The organism is Rhodococcus sp. IEGM 1366 (assembly GCF_033142425.1).
GTDB classification, from domain to species: domain Bacteria; phylum Actinomycetota; class Actinomycetes; order Mycobacteriales; family Mycobacteriaceae; genus Rhodococcus_F; species Rhodococcus_F globerula.
On the sequence record NZ_JAWLRZ010000002.1, the window covers coordinates 388,003 to 408,234 of the forward strand.

Genomic DNA, 20,232 nt, shown 5'->3' on the forward strand with positions numbered 1-20,232 from the left:
GACTACGCCGTGACGGTGACTGCGGTTGTGCCGGTGCGGGTGCCGAATGTCGCGGTGACAGTGACCGTGCCCGCGGCGACACCGGTAATGACGCCGGCCGCGTTGACGGTCGCGATAGCAGCGTCGGACGTCGAGAACCTCACGCCCGTGGTCAGCGTGGTGTTGGCCTGACTCTTGACGGTCAGCGCTCGGGTAGCGCCCACCGCAACCGACGTTGTAGCCGGGGTGACGACAACGGATGTGACGACGGGAATGGCCGTCGTTACGCCGGTATCGACATTTCGGATGACGGAGACCTTGGTGCCGTCGGGCCGGGGCGCGTCGTAGACCTCGGTGCGTGTCCCGGTCGGAGCATTGTCGGGGATGGTCCCGACGAGCTTGACGGCGTTGACAGTCTGGTGACCGGCAGCAGCAGCGGCTGCCTTGTCGGGAGCGGCTGAGGAGGCGCGCTCCTTCGGGTCATAGGTGTCCGCGGGCGCGTCACCGGGGGATGTCTTCTGCGGAGCGTCGAGAGTGTCGTCCGCGAGAGTGGTGGTCTTGGGAGGGGTTGTTCCAGCCATGATGAGTGATCCCTTTCTGGTTAGCGCTTGACGCCGGTCAGGCGGGCAGCGGCCTTGCCGCCCTGGACGACGAATCCGCAGAAGAAGTCGATGCGGGTGCGGATGGCGGGCTTTTCCTGTAGCTCGCCGAGCGACTTGGCCTGCAAACCGCCGTTCGAGATGCCCATCACGCCGTGCTCGGTGAAACCCTTTGCGAACTTCAGCGCATAGAGATCGGAGCCGGATGTTTCGAACGGCAGGATGCGCCGACCGCTCCAGTGCTCCCCGGGGTCGATGAACGGCACGCCGTTCCAAGTGAATTCACGCTTGCCGGTGATCTCGGAGTTGATGTAGTCCGCGCCGCCGATCTTGCGGCCGAGAGACTTGAGCCGGGCGATGATCTCCTGCGGCGTGTAGACGACATCGGGCAGGCCGCCGTGCACCTGAGCGAACAGCGTGTCGAGGTCATCGAGGAAAAGATCGCTGCCGTAGCCGTGCTCGGAGTCGAGGACCTGCTTGTTGATCAGGCGCTTGCGGAGGCCGTCGAATCCCTTGGGGTCGACTTCGGCATCGCCGTTGAACATGGCATCGACGTAGGTGCCATGTGCGGAGATGAGCTTCATGCGAACCTGCTGCGCCATGAGCGAGCCGCGAGTTGCGCCGAAGGTGGCTTCGAGGAAGTTATCCACATCCGCGTCGCCGCCGAGGATGCGCAGTCGCTCCTCCTGCATGTTGATGACGCCGGTCGACTCGACATACGCCTCGTTGACGGTGCGGAATCCCGTGCCGGGTAGTGCGCCCTCGGTGTCGTAGCTGTAGGCGTTGCCCTGAATGGCTTCGATCGGCAGCCGGTCGAAGACGTTCGAGACCTGGTGCATTGTTTCGATTGCGCCCCTGCGGATGGGGTCCGGCTCCACAGCGGCAGCCTGAGCGAGAGTGACAGCCATGTGACTGTTCCTTTCTGAGAGTTGTTGCCGCCGTGTGGCGGCCGGTTACTTGGTGCGGTATTGCGCGTCGAAAGCGGATTCGAGTCGGGGCATGCCCGGCTTCTGCTCGGGAGCTGTGCCGCGTCGACCGATTCCGACGTCGACATGGGAGCCATGACCGTCGTCGTCCTTGAGGAGATACGGCCGGTCTTTCGTTGCCGCGGTGAGCAACTCCTTGAGTGCGTCGACGTCGACGTCGTCATCCTTGAGCTGGACTTTGGTGATGTCGATGTACAGGTGCGCCTCACCGGGGTTGTGGAAGCCGAGTTCGGCCGCGACGCCACGAGCTTCGGCGCGGACGAGACGCTCGGTCGCCTTGGTAGTGACCTCGTCGCGGCCCTCCTTGCGAGCCTTCTCGACTTCGAGCTCCTGCGCGGTGGCCGTCTTCGTCTTCAGCTCGTCGCGCTCGGTCTTGATGGCGTCGTAGTCGGCGTACTTCGAGAGTCGGCCCTGCACGATACGGTCGACGTCCGCCTGGCTGAACGTCTTGCCTTCATCCGTGCCACCTTCACCGCCGGTCCCGCCTTCGCCGCCTTCGCCGCCCGCATTCCCGCCGCCGCCTGCGTGCCCGCCTTCGTCGCGGCGAGGATGCATTCGACGAGCACAGAACCTGGCCCGTCCGATCGTCAGAGGGTCGATAACCTCGGGTGCGATGACCTTCGAAATCGTGTTGAGCATGGTTCTCCTTCACCCGCTGAGAGCGCAGCGGTCACGCGCACCCCGCACGAGCGGGGGGAGTCTTGGCCCGGTCAGTCCGGGAGGATGTAGCCGTAGAGCTTCATCAGACGTAGTGCGTCCGACTTGCTTTCGGCGATGTTGTAGATGGCGGAGGGGGACAGTCGGGCCGAGCGCCACTGTGCGTAGCGCTGGCCGGCCGCCCTCATCTCGCCCTGGCGCCGGACGTACGCAGCCTGGCCCATCGACCTGTGTGCGATTCCGCGTCGGGTGACGCCTTCGTTCGTGATCTTCAGCGTCTGGCCGAAGACATTCGAGGTAGACATGCCACGGTGGGCGTTGATGACCTGGCTGGGATCTGCGCCGTCGTTGAGGATTGCTGCGATGTCGGCCTTGTTGAGGCCGGTGACTTTTCCGGCGCGGATAGCGGCGGTGACATCGAGTCGTAGATCATCAGCCCTCGCCTCCTGTGCTGGGATATGTACGCAGTCGCATTTAGGGTGCCGCTCGAAACCCTTGTTCCAGCGGAACCACTTACCCGCCTGCACGGCGCAGCGATGGCACGAGGGGGGTTGCAGCATGCGCACGTAGCCACCGAATCGGCTCGAGACCATCGCAGCCTGCGTGGCCTCGCGGCTTGCATCGGCGACGAGTGTTGCGGTGAGTCGAACCAGTGATTTGGTAGCCAGCGTGGTGGCCATCTGTGCGCCGAGCCCTTGTGCCATCGCCTCTTTGGCCGGTAGCACCGACGCTGAGTAGGCCATGCGCGCCGCGGCGTCGAGCTCGACCGTGAAGCCGAGCGGGTTGATCGACTCGCCGAGCACCTTCACGCCCTGCGCACTGGCCTGAGTTGCAACATATCGCTCGGCTTGGACTGCGCTGGTTTCCATTCCCTGCAGCATCGGCAGCACGAGGTCGACCTGATTGGCTTCGAACCAGCCGGTTAGATCCATAGGGTCGGCTTGGCGCCACAAGGCTTGAACTGCGTTCGCGGCCCGACGATTCCGCCTGCCCTGCTGCACGTAGAACTGTTTGCCCAACCGAAGCGGATCGTCCTCACTCATCAGGCTTCGGCCCCGTCTCAGTCGCTGCGTAGTCACCTGCCATCACGCGAGAGAGCTCGGCTTCCGCATCGGCGAACCAGCGTTCAACCGTGCGGGGTGTCGATCCGGGCCATTGCTCGAGGAACATCCGCATCGGCGCACCATTCGGAACCATCTGGGATGCAGCCGAAGCGATCTGGTTGATGTTCTTCGGATCTGCATCGGACCAGTCGACTTCGAGGTCACTCAGCGCGTCCGCATCCCCACCGCGAGCGATTTCGACCAGGCGGAAGACTTCCTTGTCCGACTCGCCGTATCCGGTTTGCAGGTCGGTCACGAGCGATCGCAGTGTGGCCTCGGTGGCGACCATGAGATCGCCGGAGACGTTCTTGAAATCACCGATCAAGTACTGCGGTGGCACCTGCGCAACCGCGGCAAATGTCGCGACGAGCATGTCGAGCGCGGTGACATAGTTGCCGAGATCTGACTCGGACAGGTCGGTGATCTCCGTGTCAGTACCAGGAAAGACGAGCATCCGGTCAACCCCGACACGGCCGGGCGATCGAATGAGCGGCTGCTCGAGCCCATCCGCGTCGAGGATCGGCTCGTCGGTCTCAGGGTCTCGCTTGACGATCGGATCGCCGTTGCCGTCGCGCACCACCGGGTCGTAGCCGGTCGCGATCCGCTGACGGTACGCAGCGAACTGCGCGGCGAGCAGGAGATCGAAACGCAGGGTGTTGACGGCCTTCTGCGGTTCCATGAGCGCATCGATGAGCGAGCTGTTATTGCCTTCGGCGTCAATCTCGGGCTCGAACGTCACGAAAGGCACGCGCCCGAGTGGATTCTTTCCGCGCTTTACTTCGCCCAGGTTCTGTGCGCCGTCGCCTTCGAACTTCGCCCAATACTTCGGCGTATAGAGCATTGCGACGGTGATGGTCTTGTCATCGCGGCTCTCGGTCCAATGCTTCACGGCCCAGATCGACGAGAAGGGATCTGCCGGATCCGGCTCGATCCATACCGCCTTTGGCGACTCCGGGCGGACAATCGGAGTGCTCTTGTCGGCTTTGTTTGGCCATACCGACATGATGCCGCGATCGTGAACAATGCCGTCGCGGTAGACGATTCGCTGGCGACTGCCGAGATTGTTCCGGTCCCAGATGCGCCACAGCTCTTTGTCGAAGTCCGCGCCCTTCGCCGTGCGGACGCCGCCCGCACGCAGACGCTGGCAAGTGGTGCGGACAGCCAGACGAATGAGCGGAAGCGGTGCCATTTTTTGCAGAGCCAGGTACTCGACGTCGACACCCTTGGGGGCATACGGGAGATTGCCCTTACCGGTCGCTGCGTCTTCGCGTACCTGCCACATCGGCAGCGCCGAAGCGAGTTTCGCGAGTCCGCTACGTACGAGTTTCAGATCGCCCGAGTTGTCGAGTTCCGTCGCCATGAGGCCTCCTGTCAGTTGAAGCCGTAGACGGCGTTCGAGATGTTGTGCTTCGGCTTCGGAATCGGCGCATCGATGGAACCGAGCGCGAGAGTTCCCGAGACGAGCGGAGTGATGTCAACCGTGGTGTTCTTGCGATTCCAGCCCCAGAGGCCTTCGGAACCGATGTTGCGTTTACGGGCGTCGGCCACCGCGGTGTTGAATGTCGGCTGGTCGAGGTGGACCATCTCGCTCGACATCGCCTTGCGGTAGAAATTCGCGCACGAGGTGCCCATGTACTGCGCACCGGTCACGATGACCGGAATGCCTGCAGTTTCAAGCGGTTCGATCAGTGGAGCAGCAGGGGAACCGCCATCGATGACGACCCCGCGGAACTTCCCCTTGCGATATACCGCCTTCACGTAGTCCACGACCCAGCCCATGCCGGCGCGGTTCTCGAGCATCTCGACCATGGGCATGTCGTCGATTCGGCGACCCGCCGCAGAGACAGATGCTGTTGCGTTGTCCGGTGCGACATCGATGCCGAGTGCGGGCATCGAATCGATCTGCGATTCCCAGTCCTGGGTGTCCGGGTTGTCGAAGTCGACCGCGTCGTTGGCCCACGTCACGAGGTCGATGGGGCTGTGCGTGGCTGCAGCGGACCACATTCCGAGGCACTCGCGCGCGAAGCCCTCGTCGGAATAAGTGCCGCGATCTTCGGCGATGGTCTCGAATTCGAGTCGACCACCAGCGGCCGGGTTCGCCTGCGCCTGTACGTGGATGTCGTCGTAGTCAACGCCGTCCTCGCATGACCACTCATGCCACAGGGCGCGGAGTTGCTTACCTTCCATCGTGAGCGTGCGGTGACGCGTGAAGACTTCACCGTTGTTCTTCGGCCCGGGCGGTGTTCCGGCGTAGATGAATTGGCGGTTCTTCAGCGGTGCCGAGCGAGTCGTCGGGCCCAACGCTTCAAGCGCCTCGTCGGAGAACTCCTGTGCCTCGTCCATGACAACGACGTCGACAGTGAAGCCGCGAGCTGAGCCCTTCGAGCGCGCCACGAACTCGATCGACGCGCCGTTCGAGAGGACAATCGCCTCTTGTCCGTTGGTGTTTCGGAGTTCGACGACGAGCGCGTTGAGTTCGGGATACTTGGCGTTCGGATCGTTGACCTGATCGCCGAAAAAGTGTTTGAGGCGCTTGAATGCCTTGCGCGCAGTCTTGACCTCGTGTGCGGTGTGCAGGATCTTCTCGCCGAGTTCGACCATGCCGAACAGCTCGCGGATCTCGATGACGCCGTTCTTGCCGTTCTGGCGCGGTACCGACAATCCGCACCGGACGCATGCCCACTTTCCGTCGAGACGGAATGCGAGCCAGTCGTCGAGGATGAACGCCTGCCACGGATCCGCGACGAGGCCGTACTGAGCGGCGAACCTGACCGCTTCGGGTCCGAAGGTGTCGAGGTAGGTCACAGCCGGGGCGATCCGAATGCGGGGCGTCTGGACGCCGACGGTCGGACGCTCGAGGACGGTAGATTGCACTGCCCACCCCCGCCCCGCTTACGACGCCGGGACGATCCGCATCCGTTTCGCCTTCACCGCTGCTGACAGTTCTTGAATCGGCGTCATAGCTTCGGATGGCGCATCAGCGACAGGGTTTGCGCACGTCGACTCGTCTGCGATGCCCGCCGAGTTCTTCGCGGTCGCGGCGCGCACCTTGAGTGACTCGATTTCCTTGCCCACCTGCACAAAGTGGCGTGTCAGGGCCGCGAAGTCTCGCGGCGCAGTCTTCGGTGAGTCCAGCCTGCGGGCCAACTTGTCGCGGAGCGCTTCCAGAGTTTTCAACTGGTCTCCCTCGGCCGCGATTACGGCCAGTGACCTGGGTCGAGCCATCGCCGAGCCCTCCTCGTCATCGTCTCGAGCGTGTGGAAATCACGCGGGGGGGTATTGAAGGCCTCGCCGTGTTGCGACCTTCGGATCGCTCGAAGGGGGGCACCCCTCCCCATTGGCCTGGCTCGACGTCCGAGCAGGTCAGGGCAGGGTCGGATCGACGTCGGGGTGCATCAACCTTGCCCGGGTCTGCTCCGAGCTGGTGGGCCTCGTCAGACCCACTCCCGACTGCTGCGATTGATGACCCGCGTCGGTTTGTCGCCTTGCCGCTGGTTGCAGACGAGATGAGTGGGGCGCAGGTTCGAGACCTCGTCGCCGCCGCCCTTGGCATAGGGATTGAGGTGGTGGGCGCTCGGGCTCATGGGGTCGGGCGCTTTGAGGTCGGGGTCGATCGGCCGGCCGCAGAGGTAGCACACCGTCGCGCCCTGCAGGACTGTCTCGCGGTTCGCCCGATATCTGCGTCCACCTGTGCGTCCCATGTCTGCACCTGCCCTAGCTACCGGCGCCGCACGTTCAGCGGCAACCACATTCGAAGCAGTGCGATGACAAGCCAGAAGAATCCTTTGCTCTCACGCATTTCGATCCTTCTTCTTTCGCCTGCGTTTCTTCGGTGTGCTGTTGGTGGTCCACTTGGTCGAGAGTCTCTTGGTCTCGACACATTCCCACCTGTCGATACGTGCCACGGTCCACCTCCTCGTCGGGGTAGGTCGGGCTGGGCGGTAGTTCCCCTGGTTGGATTCGAACCAGCGTCTTGGTTTCCAACCGGGACTTGTCTCCTACGTTTCCACCGGTGAATTGTTGCCAGCTCTAACCGCTGAGCTACAGAGGATTCCTATTCAGTTGTAACCCACCCAGGCAGCGCCGCGAGCCATCGACAAATGGCCATGATGCGTTGCTTAGATTCCGTACTCCCCGGGATGCGCGTCCGGGGCGGTGACTTCCGGGGTGGGGTCTTTGGTGGGGCGGTACTAATACGCCCGGCCCCGGAGCACGCACTGGTGATGTTTCAGTGGTGCGTCAACGGGGCCGGGCGCGTTCTGGATGGCAGTGAGAATGTGCAGAATTGGGTGATTGATACACCTGTGGCACTGCGGATCATCCTTGCATGCTGGTCGGAAGGCTGTCAAAGGGCTCGACGCCTCGTAGCATCTAGCTCGAAATTAATCGTCATCAACTTCTTTTGCAGTGCGTTCATCTGGTGAAGCTGCTTCGGCGTCGGATCCTCCACTCTGTTCAGTTCATCGAGTTCTCGAGCGAGGGATGAGCCCAGTTTTTGAAGTTCCGACTTGGCGTCCTCGCTCGCTGCCATCAAGTAGCGAACGCTGCGATCCATCAGGCCTCCGTCGGTTGGCTTCTGGATGTGCCTTCCAAGGTCAGGGTCGCGGACGATTTCAGATTCAATTCGCCCCAGCCTTGCCATGATCGTATCCAGTGCATACTCCAGTTTCGCTCCGTTTGGAGCGGCGCCACCGGCCTCATTCGGCACGTCCGCGAACAACTTGTATCCAGCAAGAGGATTGGTGAGCTTGGCTTCAGGTGCGAGTGCGTTCTCCGCCGCGTTTGCCAATCGCGATTTGGCTCGATGCACCGAACCCGGATCGGTGAGATCATAGAAGACGGCGCGCTGATCAACGATATCGAATGGCATCCGTTGCCCATCGGTCATCAGGTTAACGACGGGTTTGTTGTAGCCATGCGCAACTGCCAGTTCGTAGAACACATTCGGGTTGTGATCCGTCAGGTCCGCAACAATAAGGTCCGATGTTGCAATTCGTTCGATCACCTTGTGGGTGATGGAACCCGAGTCCGCCTCTTCATCGGCTCGAATTACGTCCCATTTCGGAAGTGTCAGCGCTTGGCGAATGATGTAGTCGAGCACAGCTTGCGCTTTGATTGATTCGGGCGTTCCCGCCGCGCCGATTGGCGAAATTACGAATACGGATCTCACGTCGTCGGTGTGATCCGTTGTTGCCTTCTCATTGCTCATCGCAAGATTCTGTCATACAACCAGGAGCCTAGCGGCCTAGCGTCAGCTCAGGCGGATGCGCAGATTTTGACACCGTTAGAGAGATGCTTACAAGCTCAATTGCTGCGCTTCCTGTTTTACGGAGAAGTGGAACCCGCGCACGGTGCGTACAATGCGGGTGCCGATAGCTACTTGCTCGTTATCGACCAGATTGTTGTTGGGATCGTATATCTCCGAAAACTGAACAATGGTCGAAGCCAATTTTTCGGATATGTCGTCGAGTCCAAGCAATGTCAGTCTTATCTCAGACATCCTGCATAGATTCATTGCCTCGGAAAATGAATCCAGCGAGTCAATCAGATCATTTCCATCAAGATCTTCGTCTGCTTTACTCTGCGTCATAATGTACAGATTTCCTCGGTCAGCGGCAAGGGACGCAACGCGGGCAGCTTCCATCAACGCATCAAGTTTGTCTAGGCGGTGCTGTTTTCGTTCGGCCGCGCGCAACTCGAATTGCAGACTTTCCCGTTGTTGACGCATGGATTCTTCATGCTGTTTCGCCTGGTGTGATTGCGCGTCTTCGTGAAGTCGCTGCTGTGTGATCAATTGTGCCTGAAAATGTCTATCTTGACGGATCATTGCGCTCCGCTGCTGTCGTAGTTGAGCCTTAGTCGCTGCGCGCGTCACGCTTTGGGCATAGAAGACCCCGCCGAGCGCTAGGCTTGCTGCAACCAATGCGATCAATGCAGCCACGATGGTGGCAGTGGATTGGGTGAATATGCCTGGGATCGGCGGAATATTTTCGATCAGAACCTGTGGTGCATATGACGCTGGCACGGGCGGAACCGGCACTGACTCCTGGACGGTGGGTAGATCCTGAGCCAGCAACTCCGGCCAATCCTTCATCGATTTCCTCTCGTAGGTGATCGGTCATAGTAGCCAAGTAGCCCGACAACCGATCACTAGCAATCACGACACTGGAACCCCTCTCACTCGCGCCTCTCGGATATCTCCGAGTCGGAACAATGGCGGGTCAGATCTGCGCATCCAGAAATTCGAGATCGTGCCATCACCTTGCCGCCATGCTTGCGGTTCGATCACCTTGCGGCTATGCCACGAATAGAGCGTCCCGATAGGGATCGGCTCACCCAATTCGCGCAGTAGCCGATCGATCTCGGCGAGGGTGAACAACTGCTCGTTGAGGGCGTGCACCATGAGGAGTTCGAGATCCCTGACCCGATGGTGTGTCCAGCAGCGCGGGCAGCTCACGTAATCCTCACCGCGCTCGACGTACAGGTCGGCCGAGCAGGTGAATGGTTGCCGCTCCTCGTCAAAGCTCACATGAGGGCAGGGCCCTTTGTATGAAAGCTCTGGTAGACGGTCGATTTCCTTGCGGCAGCGTGCTATCGCGCTGGTGATCGAATCGTGCATCTCAGCAATGGCCGGCAACCATGCGAGGTATCCAGCGTGGTCAGCGAGCCAGATCGCGGCCAGTTCGGCGTCTACCGCAGTCTCGGTGGAGAGCCATGCCGGATCATGCTTGCGGTGCCGTCGCGCATGAACCGCCTGCCGAAACTCGAAACTCTCCAGAGCCGCGAATAGGTCCCGAAGTTGTCCGGTCTCCGTTGCGACAAGCCTTGCCCACGTAACGACCTCATTCGTCAGGCTGTCGAGCGGAAACTGCGTCGGGCGGCGGTCGAACTTGTCCAGGCGGATCGGCAAGGTGGTTTCGGCACTTTTGCCGCGCACTAGGCCGCTACTCATCCGATCGAGGCGTGCACGGGTGACTGTCATGTCCGAAACGAGCCCCGGGACGCAACGCAGCTCGGCGCGAAGCGATTCGAGGCAAAGCAAGCAGAGTTCCAATTCGCCACGGACGGTTCGACCGCAGTTTGCGCAAGCGATGTTCACCGGACACCGAACATCGTAGATAGCATGCGTTTCGTGGAAGACTTAATCAACATCGTTACCATCCTTGCCGCGGCCCTTGCTGCCGCTGGCATTCTTGTCATGATGCGGCAGCTGGCGGTCGCAAGAAGTTCCAACGGAGGTGCGCTCATTTTTGAAGCTGACCACGCTCCGATCGAAGACACCGTGACAGTTGGTGTGTCCGCGGTGGGGCCAGGGTCTTGGCACAACCTGCGCTGCGAGCTATACGGCGACGACACGTATACCCCGGTTGATTCACTGCCAGTGGCACGGTTGCTCTGTACCGACACGAAGCAAACCTGGGCTTTCCGAGTGATCGGCGTCGAGGCTTCGAAGCTGTGGTTCATTGTGTTCTGGGACGAGCCCTTTCTCGGAAATATGCGGTCATCGGCGATCTGCGGCAAGGTCGAAACGACCACAGACTCAGAAACTGCACTGTGGGGATGGAACTGGAAGCGCGCACAGAAGCTACGCGGTTGGATCCTGAAGTGGCCACTAGCTGACAGATGCGCGCCTGAGCGGTTCTTAGGCAAATGGAAAGCGAAACCCCGCAAAGGAAATGCGGCTGGTCGAGGTCCGCGTGCGCAGCTCGATAGTATGCGAGGAGTGGAGCACCCAATCAAGCGCGGAGCTAGGTAGTTCGGGAGGGTAGTCATCTGTCGCTTCCGTTCGGCCAGTTGACTTTCGGGGTGTAGTGGTGAGGTAGTTCCGGTTCGTGCCAGCCGAGATGGAAAGCGCCCATCGTGGCAAGAGCCAGAGCATCGGCGCGGTTGTCGTCCTTACCGATATCCGCATGGGGCCAAAGGAATTTCATGGCTTCGATCATCTCCGGCTTCTTGGCGTGGCCGTTGCCGGCAGCGAAGAGTTTGAGTGTGGAAAGGTTCACTGCGACGAGCGGAAGTCCGGCCTTCTGAATCTTCGCGCCGAGGGCGATGATCAGCGCTGATCGGTCCTGGTAAGCGCTCGCTGCTCCGGGCATCGGATTTACCACGGGCAGATCCTCGATGACGACGAGTCGCACGAGTGGCGGCATGGCTTTCCAGATCTGCTCGATTTGCTGGCTGATGCGATTGGCTCGATCAAGGAATCGTGTGCCGCGCTTCTCGGTCTTGACGGTTGTCAGGATCGGCACGTTGGGGCTCTCGGCAGTCTTCGGATGGCCGAGGATCGCGATGCCCGTTCCGGTCAACGACGGATCGATGCCTACGACGGTGGTGCTCATCGCCCTCGCCTCGAATCCTCGATAGCGATTCCTACGGCCTGGCTGCCCTCGGGGGCGGCGAATTGCAATTTTGTGAGGTCGTGTCCACGGCCGAGCGCCTTCGAACGCTCCTCGTCGAATTCCTGCAATCGCTTGATCCGCTCAGTCCGCTTGAGCCGCGAATGGTGCGCCGGGAAGTTCACGAGCGGCCAACGCTGGCCTTTGATGTCGATCCGCGTGCAGCTTTCACCGATCGCCGACTTGCATTCCTGGCACGAAACCGTCAGTGCGGATTCGTGATTCATCAAATCTTCGAAGTTATTCATCGTCGGATTCCTTTGCCGCAGCTTCGGCCCGCTTCTTGGCGAGCGTCTCGTTGACCAGGTCGATTCCGCGACGATTTCGGGCGAAGCGCTCGGAATCGTGATCGCAGACGGTCGTGCCGACGTAGCCGTGCTCGTTGCAGATCTCGCACGCTTCGATCGCGACGGCTTTGATCTCGGCGCGGCGACGGGCCTCCTCGGAGATCGCGAACAGCTGCGCATCGGACTGCTCGCGGTCCCAGGCCTGTCGATTGCGCCGAGCCTCGCCGCAGGCGTGGCAGGGGCTCGTCGTCGGTTCGTTGATGTGCCGAGGGCAATGGAGGGGTGGGGGTTTGTTCGCGCTCGCGTCGTTACCTTCCGTACCTACGTAACTACTCTCTGGCTGCTGGCTGTATGTCTGCTGGTTGCTGGCTACTGGTAGGAAATCGACCGAATCTGATTGGTAATCCGCACCCGGGTCCGTATTGGTAATCCGATTGGCATTCGGGACCTCATCGGCATTACCAATGTCGTTACCAATGTGATTGGTATTCCGATTGGTAATCGGGTTGGTAATCCGATTGGTGTAATCGGCCGGATCGAGTGTCGGAAGTTCGAGTAATCGACCGAGTGCATCCTTGGACAGCGGGTGCGTCCACGAAGAGAATTCGGCCTGAGTTTCTCGGGCCTTGTGAAGCTCTGAGGCAACGATCGCACGCAGTGTTCGCGACGCTGTGCCTTGATATGCCTTGACGACAGACAGGGCCATTTTCGGGTTGCGCAGTAGCTCGTCATTGCGAACGAGAGTGCGCACGAGTACCTCTTCGGTGTCGGGATCGAAGAGTGCAAATCGGGCTTGCTCGAGTACTGCGGCGGCGGCCATGATGCGATCGAGGGTGAGATCTGCTGCGCGCTGTGTCAGGCGCACTGGACGCCAGTCGGCGATGCCGCAGTAGGACAGCGAGGGGTCGATCAGAAGGATATTTGCGTACAGGTGCTGCGCGTCGACGGTGAGATCCAGGTATGCGGGATCTTCCGCCATATTGAGCCGGACGCGAGCATATTCACGAGTCATGGTTCGCGGCCTCCGTTCTTGAAAGTGATTCGATGGGATCTAGATTCGATGCGTCTTGCCCGGACATAGGGCACGCGTTGCCGGCCTTGTCGCGGTGGCGAGTCATCCGCGACTCGTCGTCGAGCGGGATTGATCGCCAGCAGACCGGGCAGCGGTCGGGGGTCATGTGTCGTCCAGAGCTCGGATTGTGTTGCAGGGATAGGGGTCTGCGCATTCGCAGCAGTACTTGCTACTCGACGGAGACGGCCCTGGGACGTGAAGTCCTTTGACTCGCTCGACAGCCGCAACCAGAGTATCCGCTTTGACGAGCAGCGATTCTGCAACAGACGGACCAATGCTGATCCCATGCCGCCGCGCCGTTGCCATCATCCGGCGTGCATCTTGGAGTTGCGCTTTCGTGTGCTCAACATCCACAGTCATGAAGTCGCCTCATTCGGATCGAATGGCCTTGGCCCACCGGTCTCGCCGATTGCGACGATGCCCGATGGCGAGATTGCTTCGCTGCCGTCGAGTAGCGCCCCAAATGCGTTCTTCGCCTGCTTTTCTCGTTCCGGCGTCGCCGTTGCGCAGGGGAAGCACACCCACGATCCGCCGGGTCCGTACGGTCGGAGATCGCGCTCGGTGGTCGAGCAGTAATGGCAGGATTTCGTGTGCTCAATCGTCATGGTGGTCCTCGCAGTCCTGGCAGTCGTTTTCGCAGTCGGGGTGGTCCCAGTGCGCGCATTCAACGCACTGGTTGCAGGGCGGGTCGAGGTGGCATGAGCAGTCATGGCACCTACTCACTGCCCCTCCTCGGCCGCAACGAACGGGGCGGTCATCTGCACGCTGCGATCCGTATTCAGTGACAGCACGCCTGACTCGGCACGGAATCGCTGTCCGCCATAGTTCACGTAGACAACGCCGCCGCCCCCACCGATGCCGTGGTACTTCACCCCGTCCGGCACCGCTTCCCATGTCTGCCACGGCCCGGTTTCGTTGGGGGCAGGGACAACCGGCGAGGATGCGGGCGCGTGCACGATTGCATCAGCGAGGTCAGTTGGATCCCAATCACCCGGAAGGTGCCATCCCATATCGGCGGAGTCATATTCGAGGACGCCCTCAAGGAGTGTGGTCAGCGCCTCCGCTTTCGTCTCCTCCTCGGCGGGTACAGCAGGGGCGGAGTAGTACTCCTCAGCAGTCTCGCGGTACGTACGGCCCTTTGGATCGTTCGGGTTCACGTCGCCCCAACCATCCTCGGCAGGTTCGGTTGCCGGGAACAGGGCGCGCCTGCGCAGTCCGCGAAGGATGGAGCGCACACCTGCGCGAGTGTCCTCGCGCTGCTCTTCGGTGCGGTCCTCCCATCCGACCACCGGAGGCTGGCCGTCGTCGGACTCGGTGTCCTGCCAGCGCGTGTAAGCGGACTGCTGCGAGGCCTCCCATGCGAGATGGGAGAGCGTTTCGACGAGCGCGGGATCAATTTCGTTTGTGCTCATTGTGGATAACTCCTGTGCATAAGCGGGCCGCCGCCAATACGACGGCGGCCCGGGATCTACTGCGGGGGCTGGTTACTCGCCAGCGGAGAACTGCGGGCCGGTGAATGCCGTGACATTCGAGGGCGTTTCAGAGTCGGCCGAATCCGTGTCGTCACCCTCGGATTCCGTGTCAGGCTCGTCCGAATCCGTGTCGGAGTCCTCGGATTCCGTGTCGTCGCCTTGGGGCGTATCGAACAGGCTCGGTTCAGCTTTCGCGTCTTCGGCAATCGACTTGTCGACGCCGGACAGCACGCGAACTACCTTCATGTTCACCGACTTGCGCGTGCCCTCATTCGCCATTGCGCGTTCGGTGTGCGACTGGCAGGTTGCCAGGATGGTGTAAGTCCGCTGCTCGCCGATCTCGGGGACGTCTTCGAAGTCTTCGGCGGACAGGCCGGAGAACTGCAGGCGGGCGGAGTCGATTAGGGGCTGAGCGTTCACTGTGAATCTCCTTGTGTTGGACGGAATTGCTATGCGGATTCAGGGGATTCGCCGACATGTTCTGCGTCAGATTCTGCTGCCTTCGCGGCGTCGGCGGCCTGCTCGGATTCAAGGAACTTGATGAACTCGGTTGCATGCTCGGCCGGGATGTCCTCCTCGCGCTCGAGGTCAGCGAACTGTCCCTGTAGGTACTGCAGCCGAGCGGCGCGGTCCTCGTACTTCCAGTTGGCGAGGAGATCCTGGATCTTCTTCAACTGGCGCGGTCCAACTCTCTTCACCTCGACAACCTCGCCGTCGACGGGCTCGGATTCCAGGTCGTTGACCTGCGAGGGTTCCGGTTTTGCGCCCTGATTTGAGGCAGGCTCTTCGCCCTGGGCCAGAATCTCGGCGGCGGTGACTCTGCCGTCATCTTCCGGATCCGGATCAATCCACGATGGCGCGACTTCGCCGAGCTGGCTGCCGACGTCGGTTCGGACAGTGCCGTCACGCTGGATTGCGTCGGCGAACTCGGGAGACAGCGGTAGCCACTTCGACAGTCGCTTGAGCACTGTCTTGCGGGCCATCTGGTTCCAGTCGGTGACCCATGGCCCATTGTTCGATGCCTTGGAGCGCTTGCGGATCGCCTCGATGTCTTCGATCGGCATGACTTCGAAAGCGTTGCCGCCGTGCTTGAATGTCGCGACTGCATACGCGGCGATGACGTCACCACGGTCACGGAGTGCGGGCTCGTGGACAAGGGTCGGGTCGAGGCCGTACGAGAACTTGAACGTGTCACGCTCGTGGACGACGTGCGCGGCGATCGATGAGAGCTGGTTCGACTGCCATGCGAGCTTGACCAGGCCGCGGTAGCCGGGAACGAATGTCACCTCGCGGCCATAGGGAACGAGGTACGCCTCGCCGAGGGGGCCGGGCTCGAGTCCACACTGGGCGGCGGTCATGAGCGCACCGAGGAACGACTGCGGGTTGCACTCACCGAGCTTCGGGGTCTGGCGCAGCACCGTTAGAGCGATGCGTGCCATGCGGTCGGGGTCCATGTGCTTCGGCAATGCGCGGCCCATCTCGGGCTTCATGCGTTCGATCAGGACCGAAAGCGAGGGCTCCTCTTTGCCGTTGTTGTTGCCGCGACGTGCGGGCTGGGACATGGGCTGGTAGCGGCGAGCTGGTGCGTTCACTGAAGGGTCTCCTCGATTTCGTTGCGTGCCCATCCGGAAAGGGATGCGCGGTGGACTTGTGCCGGCGGGCCGGGCCAGTGGCCGGACTGCTGGCATTGGGCGAACAGGTCGATTGCCTGTCGGTTGAGTTGGCGTCCAAGTTCGACGTCCTCGGCGTCGATCTCGTGGATCACGACCTGATAGGGCGCGGTCTTCTCCTGGACGACAAAGAGGAATGCGGGGTCATCGTCGATGCCGAGTTCGGCCACTGCGTCGACGTACCAGGGGTGCTGCTGGAAGTAGCCGTAATCGAACATCGATTTCCGGAAGGCCTTCGGGCCTGCGTCGACGGCCGTCTTGTAGTCCGTGATGAGTAGGCGTCCGGACTTTCGGTCCGGCAGCCAGTCCGGTCGGGTGCGAATCATGACGCCGGTCTCTCGGTCGCGGTGATAGAGAGACAGTTCGGCCGCGCCAGAGGTGAACAGCAGTGACGCGAGCGGGTGCGCGCGCAGCTGGTCGGCCATTTCGTGAACCTGTTTGTACTCATCCGGCTTGAGTGGCACGGCGCCGGCGGCCCTGGCCTCGGCGATGAAGGTCTTCGCCTCCTTCGTGCTCACTGCCCCGTTCGACGCCAGGACCTTCTCGGGGATCTCTCGGAGTTCCGGACCTTCACCGAGAACGAGCGTGTGCGCGGCATGTCCGAGGTCGAATGCCTTCGTGGGCTTGCGATTGTTGAGTTGCCCGTACCGGAACTTCGCCGGGTTGGTGGAGAGAATCTTTCGTGCTCCCGACGACGACAGTGAGTTCGTGTCGCCGTGGTAGACGTGATCCGGAATCCCTTCGTAGACACCTTCTTCGTCCGGTGCGAGCAGCGGTTCGTCGACGATCTCCGCATCGACGATCTCGGCGTCGATCGGTTCGAGCTCGGCTTTGTTGGTCATCAGAACGGGACCTCTCCGGTGGGTAGTGGGTACGAGCCAGTTGCAAGTCGCGTGAAGCATTCGGCCGTAGCCAGGACGTCTCCCATTGCCGTGTGTGGCGCATAGCCCTCTTCGATTTGGAATCCGAAGCGGAGGCAGCAGTCTTTGAGGCCGGGTAGCTCGGTCGGCGGGATGTTGAAAAGGCCCGCAGTAATAGCCGACAGGTCGGCAAGTCGGTGATGCCACTGCGGATCGATTCCGATGCTGCCCACGAAGATGTTCCGCAGAATGGCCGAGTCGAATGCGGGATTCGCACCGGCAAACGTGTTGCCCTTGAGCATCTTTGCAAGCCGTAGATACGCCTCACGGGTGTTGTTCGGACTGAGCATCCGATCGAACAGCCGACGCTCGTAAAAGCGATTCACTGCAAGGGATTCCGGATCTGCTGATTTCAATCGATCACGCGAGACATGTGGAACGAACTGGAACCGTTCGCCAGTGCTCGCATTCATCACGGCAACCTCTACGGGAACGTCCTGGATGACGTTCAGGCCGGTGGTCTCGAGGTCTATGACGATGAGGTGTCGCTCAGTCATTAGTGATTCCGTTCTTGTGATTCGTCATGTCGTAGGCGTGATCCATTGCGGCACCGAACTCCGGCGCGTGCTGAGCCTGGACGGGGAGTCGGGGTGCGACGAGGTGAATCATGGCCACGTCGTCATCAGGCGTGGCGATCTCGAAGAATCCGGACGCGAGATCAAGCCGTTTCGCGATCGCGAAGGTGTCGAGGTCGGTCTGATTCCATGCGCCGAATCCTTCGACACGGGGCAGATTCTCGTAAATGTCGAATACGACGCCCTCGGCGTCGAGGTCGCTCATCGGTCGTCCACCACGCCGCGCGGATTGAACTGTGAGAGTTCGATCTGCTGGTGACGAGCTTCAAACAGAATTGCGGTTTCGAGGACCAGCTTGGCGCCCTCGTAGTCGTCGGCCTCGGCGAGATCGAGGGCGTGGGCGTCGAGTATCTCGGCCATTGCGCGGAGGTCTTTCATGGCTTCACCAGCAATGTCGAGAGGATGAGTAGACCGGCGATGCCGAGAACGAGAGTTATTGAGAGCCAAAACATTTCGCTACCGCCAATCCGGATGGGCGACGTATGCGACACATAGTCCGATGGCGACGACGATCGCGAGCACTGCAACGATGTAGCGGGCAATCTTGAGAAGCTTTGCCCGATGTTCGTTGTCGACGACGTCGAATGTGGCGTAGGGCGGTTCGGCCTGGTCGAGCGAGATTCCGAGCTCGGCCGCTGCCAGTTCGATCACTTCGTCGCGGTGCGCATTGAGTTCGTCGTGAGCCAGTGAGGCGGTGCGCAGGATGTTGATGTCGGCACAGGCATCTGCGAACGACTTCGGATCGTCTTGGATCCAGGTAACTCGGAGCTCTCTGTCGAGCTGGTCGGCAATCGGTGTCAGGGTGTTTTGGGCATGCGTCATCGCGAGACCTCGTTTCATGAGGGAATGGAGTGGGGAGGTTGAGCCGGTGGCGTCAGGTTCGCCGGCCATCTGGACCGGACACAGACTTACTCGGGTGACGCCACCGGGGTTTTAGGTGCAGTCGTGCTGTTCTGCCAGAGCCTGTGCGGCATCGAGCATCATCATTGCCTGCTGTGCTTTACAGATCGGGCGGCCGTTGGGGAGTTGCGCGACGTCCATGAAGCGCTCGGTTGGATTGTCAGGATTGACGCCGATGATCACGACAGTCGTGGCGTAGCGGAGTCGGTCCTGTAGCTCGGTGTCGGTCAATTCCATGCGTTCGCTCACGACTTGACCTCGGGCGAAAGCTGCTTGGCGCTTTCGAGAAGGAACCGGGACAGTTGGTCGCGGAGCTCGAGCACCTCGTTGCGGCCGAGATGGTGCGCCTCGTCGGGACTCCATGCGAACGTGATCGCGGCTACTGGACCGTTGGCTGCAGTAATCGTCTCCACCTTGGTTGGGTAGACGACGCCGCCACGTGCGAACTTCTCGCCCTGTATGACCTGCGCGCCTGACCTATTCATCTTGTGGAGTGCATCGGCGACGGCACCGCCCACGTTCGCGATGTCCTTGGCCGTGATGACGGGCTCGGGCCGAACCGCAGGGATGGCGGTGATCGAGGCGTAGTAGGCGGTGATCGCGTTCAGGGTCTCGATCTGTGCACGGATGGCGTCGGTGTTGTCAGGGAAGGTGTTGAACGGTCCGGCGATGGTTTGTTCGGTCATGCGATTTCCTTGTCGATAGCTCCGTCGAGTCCGAACAGGCCCGCCGTGTTTTCGTTTGCTGCAAGGCCCTCGTTCGCTAGGTGGTCGCGGAAGTCGAGCTCATATCGACCCGGGCGAACGCGGGTTTCCTCGCGTCGATAACCAGTCATCGTCTTAGGGGTGTGCAGGTAGAGCCACGGCTTCCCCTTATAGCTGGGATGACTGTGCTGACTGCCGTTTCGATAGGTTCCCTTTCGGGGACCGGATTCGCGCCGAGTTCCTTTGCCCTTCTGGTCAATCAGGTAATTCTTGCTGTACAGATGAGCGAAGAACGCCTTCTCGGTGATCGCTGAGAAGTACTTCTTGTGGAATACCCGAAGTCCAATCCCATCCCCGCCTTCGATAGCGCGCTGAAACTTGGCCCCGGCTTCGGCCCGGCGTTCCGCATCAACAAGGGCAAGTGCATATTCGAGTCCGGAGAGAGGTTTGACGGCGTCGGCTTCGACGTTAAGCAAGTGATCGCGAACCTGTCGGGCGACAGTGGAATCTCGGAGGAGCATTCCGATTCGGAGGATGGCGCGGCGAGGGAATAGGGCCAAGGACGGGGTTCGCGGATTGAGACCCAGTGAACTCGGGTTGAAGTTCAACCTGAGTTCCTCGCCCCGGACAACTCGGTATCCATCAGAGTCGATTTCATTCCGGTTGTATTTCACGACGGACTTAATTGTCTCGACAGGTGCCTCAAAGTAGGTGGCGACCTGTTCAGTGGTGGCATGCATGTCGTCAGGGAGTAGTGAGAGGACCTTGACCTTGTCGAGGATATCGGTCCGGGTGGCGAGGGAATCACGTTCCGATCGCGCTGACGGTGCCGTAAGATCAGTCATTGCATTCCTTACTTGAGCAGTGGGGAGGTTGGCCGTCAGGTGTGTCCGCACCTGACGGCTATTTCAT

General features: G+C 60.9%; 27 protein-coding genes and 1 tRNA gene. 2 read left to right on the top strand and 26 right to left on the bottom strand.

What is annotated here, in order from left to right:
* Window positions 1-2: 2 nt before the first annotated feature.
* The 12 genes from R4P64_RS07750 to R4P64_RS07805 form a co-directional block, all read right to left on the bottom strand.
* The gene (locus tag R4P64_RS07750) at window positions 3-560 is read right to left on the bottom strand and encodes an Ig-like domain-containing protein (RefSeq protein WP_317820108.1); all 558 of its coding nucleotides are present in this window, start codon (window positions 558-560) and stop codon (window positions 3-5) included.
* Window positions 561-580: 20 nt separating this feature from the next.
* Window positions 581-1,486, bottom strand: a complete 906-nt coding sequence (locus tag R4P64_RS07755; protein ID WP_411742648.1) for a major capsid protein — start codon at window positions 1,484-1,486, stop codon at window positions 581-583.
* Window positions 1,487-1,531: 45 nt separating this feature from the next.
* Entirely contained in the window at window positions 1,532-2,203 is a 672-nt protein-coding gene (locus tag R4P64_RS07760) for a hypothetical protein (protein WP_317820112.1), read from the bottom strand.
* 71 nt (window positions 2,204-2,274) lie between these two features.
* Window positions 2,275-3,264, bottom strand: coding sequence for a hypothetical protein (locus R4P64_RS07765; protein WP_317820113.1), 990 nt, complete (start codon window positions 3,262-3,264; stop codon window positions 2,275-2,277).
* A complete protein-coding gene (locus R4P64_RS07770; protein ID WP_317820114.1) occupies window positions 3,257-4,684 on the bottom strand; it encodes a phage portal protein in 1,428 nt (475 codons plus the stop codon). The genes R4P64_RS07765 and R4P64_RS07770 overlap by 8 nt, the downstream gene beginning before the upstream one ends.
* Before the next feature lie 11 nt (window positions 4,685-4,695).
* Entirely contained in the window at window positions 4,696-6,198 is a 1,503-nt protein-coding gene (locus R4P64_RS07775; protein ID WP_317820115.1) for a hypothetical protein, read from the bottom strand.
* A gap of 18 nt (window positions 6,199-6,216) precedes the next feature.
* Window positions 6,217-6,549 (bottom strand): hypothetical protein, encoded by a 333-nt coding sequence (locus R4P64_RS07780; protein ID WP_317820116.1) that lies wholly within the window; start codon window positions 6,547-6,549, stop codon window positions 6,217-6,219.
* A gap of 209 nt (window positions 6,550-6,758) precedes the next feature.
* Window positions 6,759-7,025: an HNH endonuclease gene (locus R4P64_RS07785; protein ID WP_317820117.1), complete on the bottom strand. Its 267-nt coding sequence runs from the start codon at window positions 7,023-7,025 to the stop codon at window positions 6,759-6,761.
* Between the two features lie 244 nt (window positions 7,026-7,269).
* Window positions 7,270-7,375 (bottom strand) — tRNA-Ser (locus R4P64_RS07790).
* Between the two features lie 294 nt (window positions 7,376-7,669).
* Complete coding sequence (locus R4P64_RS07795) at window positions 7,670-8,533, bottom strand: hypothetical protein (protein ID WP_317820118.1); 864 nt, start codon at window positions 8,531-8,533, stop codon at window positions 7,670-7,672.
* Window positions 8,534-8,620: 87 nt separating this feature from the next.
* Window positions 8,621-9,418, bottom strand: coding sequence for a hypothetical protein (locus R4P64_RS07800; protein WP_317820119.1), 798 nt, complete (start codon window positions 9,416-9,418; stop codon window positions 8,621-8,623).
* Between the two features lie 63 nt (window positions 9,419-9,481).
* Window positions 9,482-10,306, bottom strand: a complete 825-nt coding sequence (locus R4P64_RS07805; RefSeq protein ID WP_317820120.1) for a hypothetical protein — start codon at window positions 10,304-10,306, stop codon at window positions 9,482-9,484.
* A 141-nt stretch (window positions 10,307-10,447) separates the two neighbouring features.
* On the opposite strand from R4P64_RS07805, the gene R4P64_RS07810 reads away from it, so the two are divergent.
* Window positions 10,448-11,080 (top strand): hypothetical protein, encoded by a 633-nt coding sequence (locus R4P64_RS07810; protein ID WP_317820122.1) that lies wholly within the window; start codon window positions 10,448-10,450, stop codon window positions 11,078-11,080.
* A 13-nt stretch (window positions 11,081-11,093) separates the two neighbouring features.
* On the opposite strand, the gene R4P64_RS07815 is transcribed toward R4P64_RS07810, so the two are convergent.
* The 3 genes from R4P64_RS07815 to R4P64_RS07825 are packed head-to-tail and all read right to left on the bottom strand — an operon-like array spanning window position 11,094 to window position 13,019.
* Entirely contained in the window at window positions 11,094-11,663 is a 570-nt protein-coding gene (locus R4P64_RS07815; protein WP_317820124.1) for a crossover junction endodeoxyribonuclease RuvC, read from the bottom strand.
* Window positions 11,660-11,968, bottom strand: coding sequence for a hypothetical protein (locus R4P64_RS07820; RefSeq protein ID WP_317820126.1), 309 nt, complete (start codon window positions 11,966-11,968; stop codon window positions 11,660-11,662). The genes R4P64_RS07815 and R4P64_RS07820 overlap by 4 nt, the downstream gene beginning before the upstream one ends.
* Window positions 11,961-13,019 carry a hypothetical protein gene (locus tag R4P64_RS07825; protein ID WP_317820127.1) on the bottom strand — a complete coding sequence of 353 codons (1,059 nt, stop codon included), beginning with the start codon at window positions 13,017-13,019 and terminating at the stop codon, window positions 11,961-11,963. Before R4P64_RS07825 ends, R4P64_RS07820 begins: the two co-directional genes overlap by 8 nt.
* Window positions 13,020-13,274: 255 nt before the next feature.
* Between R4P64_RS07825 and R4P64_RS07830 the strand changes: the two genes are divergently transcribed.
* On the top strand, window positions 13,275-13,655 hold the full coding sequence (locus tag R4P64_RS07830; protein WP_317820128.1) for a hypothetical protein: 381 nt from the start codon (window positions 13,275-13,277) through the stop codon (window positions 13,653-13,655).
* A gap of 143 nt (window positions 13,656-13,798) precedes the next feature.
* Here R4P64_RS07830 and R4P64_RS07835 read toward each other — a convergent pair whose 3' ends face one another.
* The 11 genes from R4P64_RS07835 to R4P64_RS07885 form a co-directional block, all read right to left on the bottom strand.
* On the bottom strand, window positions 13,799-14,491 hold the full coding sequence (locus tag R4P64_RS07835) for a hypothetical protein (protein ID WP_317820130.1): 693 nt from the start codon (window positions 14,489-14,491) through the stop codon (window positions 13,799-13,801).
* Window positions 14,492-14,563: 72 nt separating this feature from the next.
* Window positions 14,564-14,971 carry a hypothetical protein gene (locus tag R4P64_RS07840; RefSeq protein WP_317820134.1) on the bottom strand — a complete coding sequence of 136 codons (408 nt, stop codon included), beginning with the start codon at window positions 14,969-14,971 and terminating at the stop codon, window positions 14,564-14,566.
* Between the two features lie 29 nt (window positions 14,972-15,000).
* Window positions 15,001-16,143, bottom strand: a complete 1,143-nt coding sequence (locus tag R4P64_RS07845; protein WP_317820136.1) for a recombinase RecT — start codon at window positions 16,141-16,143, stop codon at window positions 15,001-15,003.
* On the bottom strand, window positions 16,140-17,063 hold the full coding sequence (locus tag R4P64_RS07850; protein WP_317820137.1) for a PD-(D/E)XK nuclease-like domain-containing protein: 924 nt from the start codon (window positions 17,061-17,063) through the stop codon (window positions 16,140-16,142). The genes R4P64_RS07845 and R4P64_RS07850 overlap by 4 nt, the downstream gene beginning before the upstream one ends.
* Window positions 17,063-17,638 (bottom strand): 3'-5' exonuclease, encoded by a 576-nt coding sequence (locus R4P64_RS07855; RefSeq protein ID WP_317820138.1) that lies wholly within the window; start codon window positions 17,636-17,638, stop codon window positions 17,063-17,065. Before R4P64_RS07855 ends, R4P64_RS07850 begins: the two co-directional genes overlap by 1 nt.
* Window positions 17,631-17,921: a hypothetical protein gene (locus R4P64_RS07860; protein WP_317820140.1), complete on the bottom strand. Its 291-nt coding sequence runs from the start codon at window positions 17,919-17,921 to the stop codon at window positions 17,631-17,633. The genes R4P64_RS07855 and R4P64_RS07860 overlap by 8 nt, the downstream gene beginning before the upstream one ends.
* Window positions 17,918-18,094: a hypothetical protein gene (locus tag R4P64_RS07865; protein ID WP_317820141.1), complete on the bottom strand. Its 177-nt coding sequence runs from the start codon at window positions 18,092-18,094 to the stop codon at window positions 17,918-17,920. The genes R4P64_RS07860 and R4P64_RS07865 overlap by 4 nt, the downstream gene beginning before the upstream one ends.
* A 78-nt stretch (window positions 18,095-18,172) precedes the next feature.
* Window positions 18,173-18,538, bottom strand: a complete 366-nt coding sequence (locus tag R4P64_RS07870; RefSeq protein ID WP_317820143.1) for a hypothetical protein — start codon at window positions 18,536-18,538, stop codon at window positions 18,173-18,175.
* A 111-nt stretch (window positions 18,539-18,649) separates the two neighbouring features.
* Window positions 18,650-18,865 (bottom strand): hypothetical protein, encoded by a 216-nt coding sequence (locus R4P64_RS07875; protein ID WP_317820144.1) that lies wholly within the window; start codon window positions 18,863-18,865, stop codon window positions 18,650-18,652.
* The gene (locus R4P64_RS07880; RefSeq protein ID WP_317820146.1) at window positions 18,862-19,302 is read right to left on the bottom strand and encodes a hypothetical protein; all 441 of its coding nucleotides are present in this window, start codon (window positions 19,300-19,302) and stop codon (window positions 18,862-18,864) included. The genes R4P64_RS07875 and R4P64_RS07880 overlap by 4 nt, the downstream gene beginning before the upstream one ends.
* A complete protein-coding gene (locus tag R4P64_RS07885; RefSeq protein WP_317820148.1) occupies window positions 19,299-20,165 on the bottom strand; it encodes a hypothetical protein in 867 nt (288 codons plus the stop codon). Before R4P64_RS07885 ends, R4P64_RS07880 begins: the two co-directional genes overlap by 4 nt.
* Window positions 20,166-20,232: the final 67 nt, after the last annotated feature.

What these genes read in the sequence shown, in the direction of transcription:
- R4P64_RS07750 (WP_317820108.1), bottom strand. Translation starts at nt 560, where the DNA reads ATGGCTGGAACAACCCCTCCCAAGACCACCACTCTCGCGGACGACACT.
- R4P64_RS07755 (WP_411742648.1), bottom strand. Translation starts at nt 1,486, where the DNA reads ATGGCTGTCACTCTCGCTCAGGCTGCCGCTGTGGAGCCGGACCCCATC.
- R4P64_RS07760 (WP_317820112.1), bottom strand. Translation starts at nt 2,203, where the DNA reads ATGCTCAACACGATTTCGAAGGTCATCGCACCCGAGGTTATCGACCCT.
- R4P64_RS07765 (WP_317820113.1), bottom strand. Translation starts at nt 3,264, where the DNA reads ATGAGTGAGGACGATCCGCTTCGGTTGGGCAAACAGTTCTACGTGCAG.
- R4P64_RS07770 (WP_317820114.1), bottom strand. Translation starts at nt 4,684, where the DNA reads ATGGCGACGGAACTCGACAACTCGGGCGATCTGAAACTCGTACGTAGC.
- R4P64_RS07780 (WP_317820116.1), bottom strand. Translation starts at nt 6,549, where the DNA reads ATGGCTCGACCCAGGTCACTGGCCGTAATCGCGGCCGAGGGAGACCAG.
- R4P64_RS07785 (WP_317820117.1), bottom strand. Translation starts at nt 7,025, where the DNA reads ATGGGACGCACAGGTGGACGCAGATATCGGGCGAACCGCGAGACAGTC.
- R4P64_RS07795 (WP_317820118.1), bottom strand. Translation starts at nt 8,533, where the DNA reads ATGAGCAATGAGAAGGCAACAACGGATCACACCGACGACGTGAGATCC.
- R4P64_RS07800 (WP_317820119.1), bottom strand. Translation starts at nt 9,418, where the DNA reads ATGAAGGATTGGCCGGAGTTGCTGGCTCAGGATCTACCCACCGTCCAG.
- R4P64_RS07805 (WP_317820120.1), bottom strand. Translation starts at nt 10,306, where the DNA reads ATGACAGTCACCCGTGCACGCCTCGATCGGATGAGTAGCGGCCTAGTG.
- R4P64_RS07810 (WP_317820122.1), top strand. Translation starts at nt 10,448, where the DNA reads ATGCGTTTCGTGGAAGACTTAATCAACATCGTTACCATCCTTGCCGCG.
- R4P64_RS07815 (WP_317820124.1), bottom strand. Translation starts at nt 11,663, where the DNA reads ATGAGCACCACCGTCGTAGGCATCGATCCGTCGTTGACCGGAACGGGC.
- R4P64_RS07820 (WP_317820126.1), bottom strand. Translation starts at nt 11,968, where the DNA reads ATGAATAACTTCGAAGATTTGATGAATCACGAATCCGCACTGACGGTT.
- R4P64_RS07825 (WP_317820127.1), bottom strand. Translation starts at nt 13,019, where the DNA reads ATGACTCGTGAATATGCTCGCGTCCGGCTCAATATGGCGGAAGATCCC.
- R4P64_RS07835 (WP_317820130.1), bottom strand. Translation starts at nt 14,491, where the DNA reads ATGAGCACAAACGAAATTGATCCCGCGCTCGTCGAAACGCTCTCCCAT.
- R4P64_RS07850 (WP_317820137.1), bottom strand. Translation starts at nt 17,063, where the DNA reads ATGACCAACAAAGCCGAGCTCGAACCGATCGACGCCGAGATCGTCGAT.
- R4P64_RS07855 (WP_317820138.1), bottom strand. Translation starts at nt 17,638, where the DNA reads ATGACTGAGCGACACCTCATCGTCATAGACCTCGAGACCACCGGCCTG.
- R4P64_RS07860 (WP_317820140.1), bottom strand. Translation starts at nt 17,921, where the DNA reads ATGAGCGACCTCGACGCCGAGGGCGTCGTATTCGACATTTACGAGAAT.
- R4P64_RS07865 (WP_317820141.1), bottom strand. Translation starts at nt 18,094, where the DNA reads ATGAAAGACCTCCGCGCAATGGCCGAGATACTCGACGCCCACGCCCTC.
- R4P64_RS07870 (WP_317820143.1), bottom strand. Translation starts at nt 18,538, where the DNA reads ATGACGCATGCCCAAAACACCCTGACACCGATTGCCGACCAGCTCGAC.
- R4P64_RS07880 (WP_317820146.1), bottom strand. Translation starts at nt 19,302, where the DNA reads ATGACCGAACAAACCATCGCCGGACCGTTCAACACCTTCCCTGACAAC.
- R4P64_RS07885 (WP_317820148.1), bottom strand. Translation starts at nt 20,165, where the DNA reads ATGACTGATCTTACGGCACCGTCAGCGCGATCGGAACGTGATTCCCTC.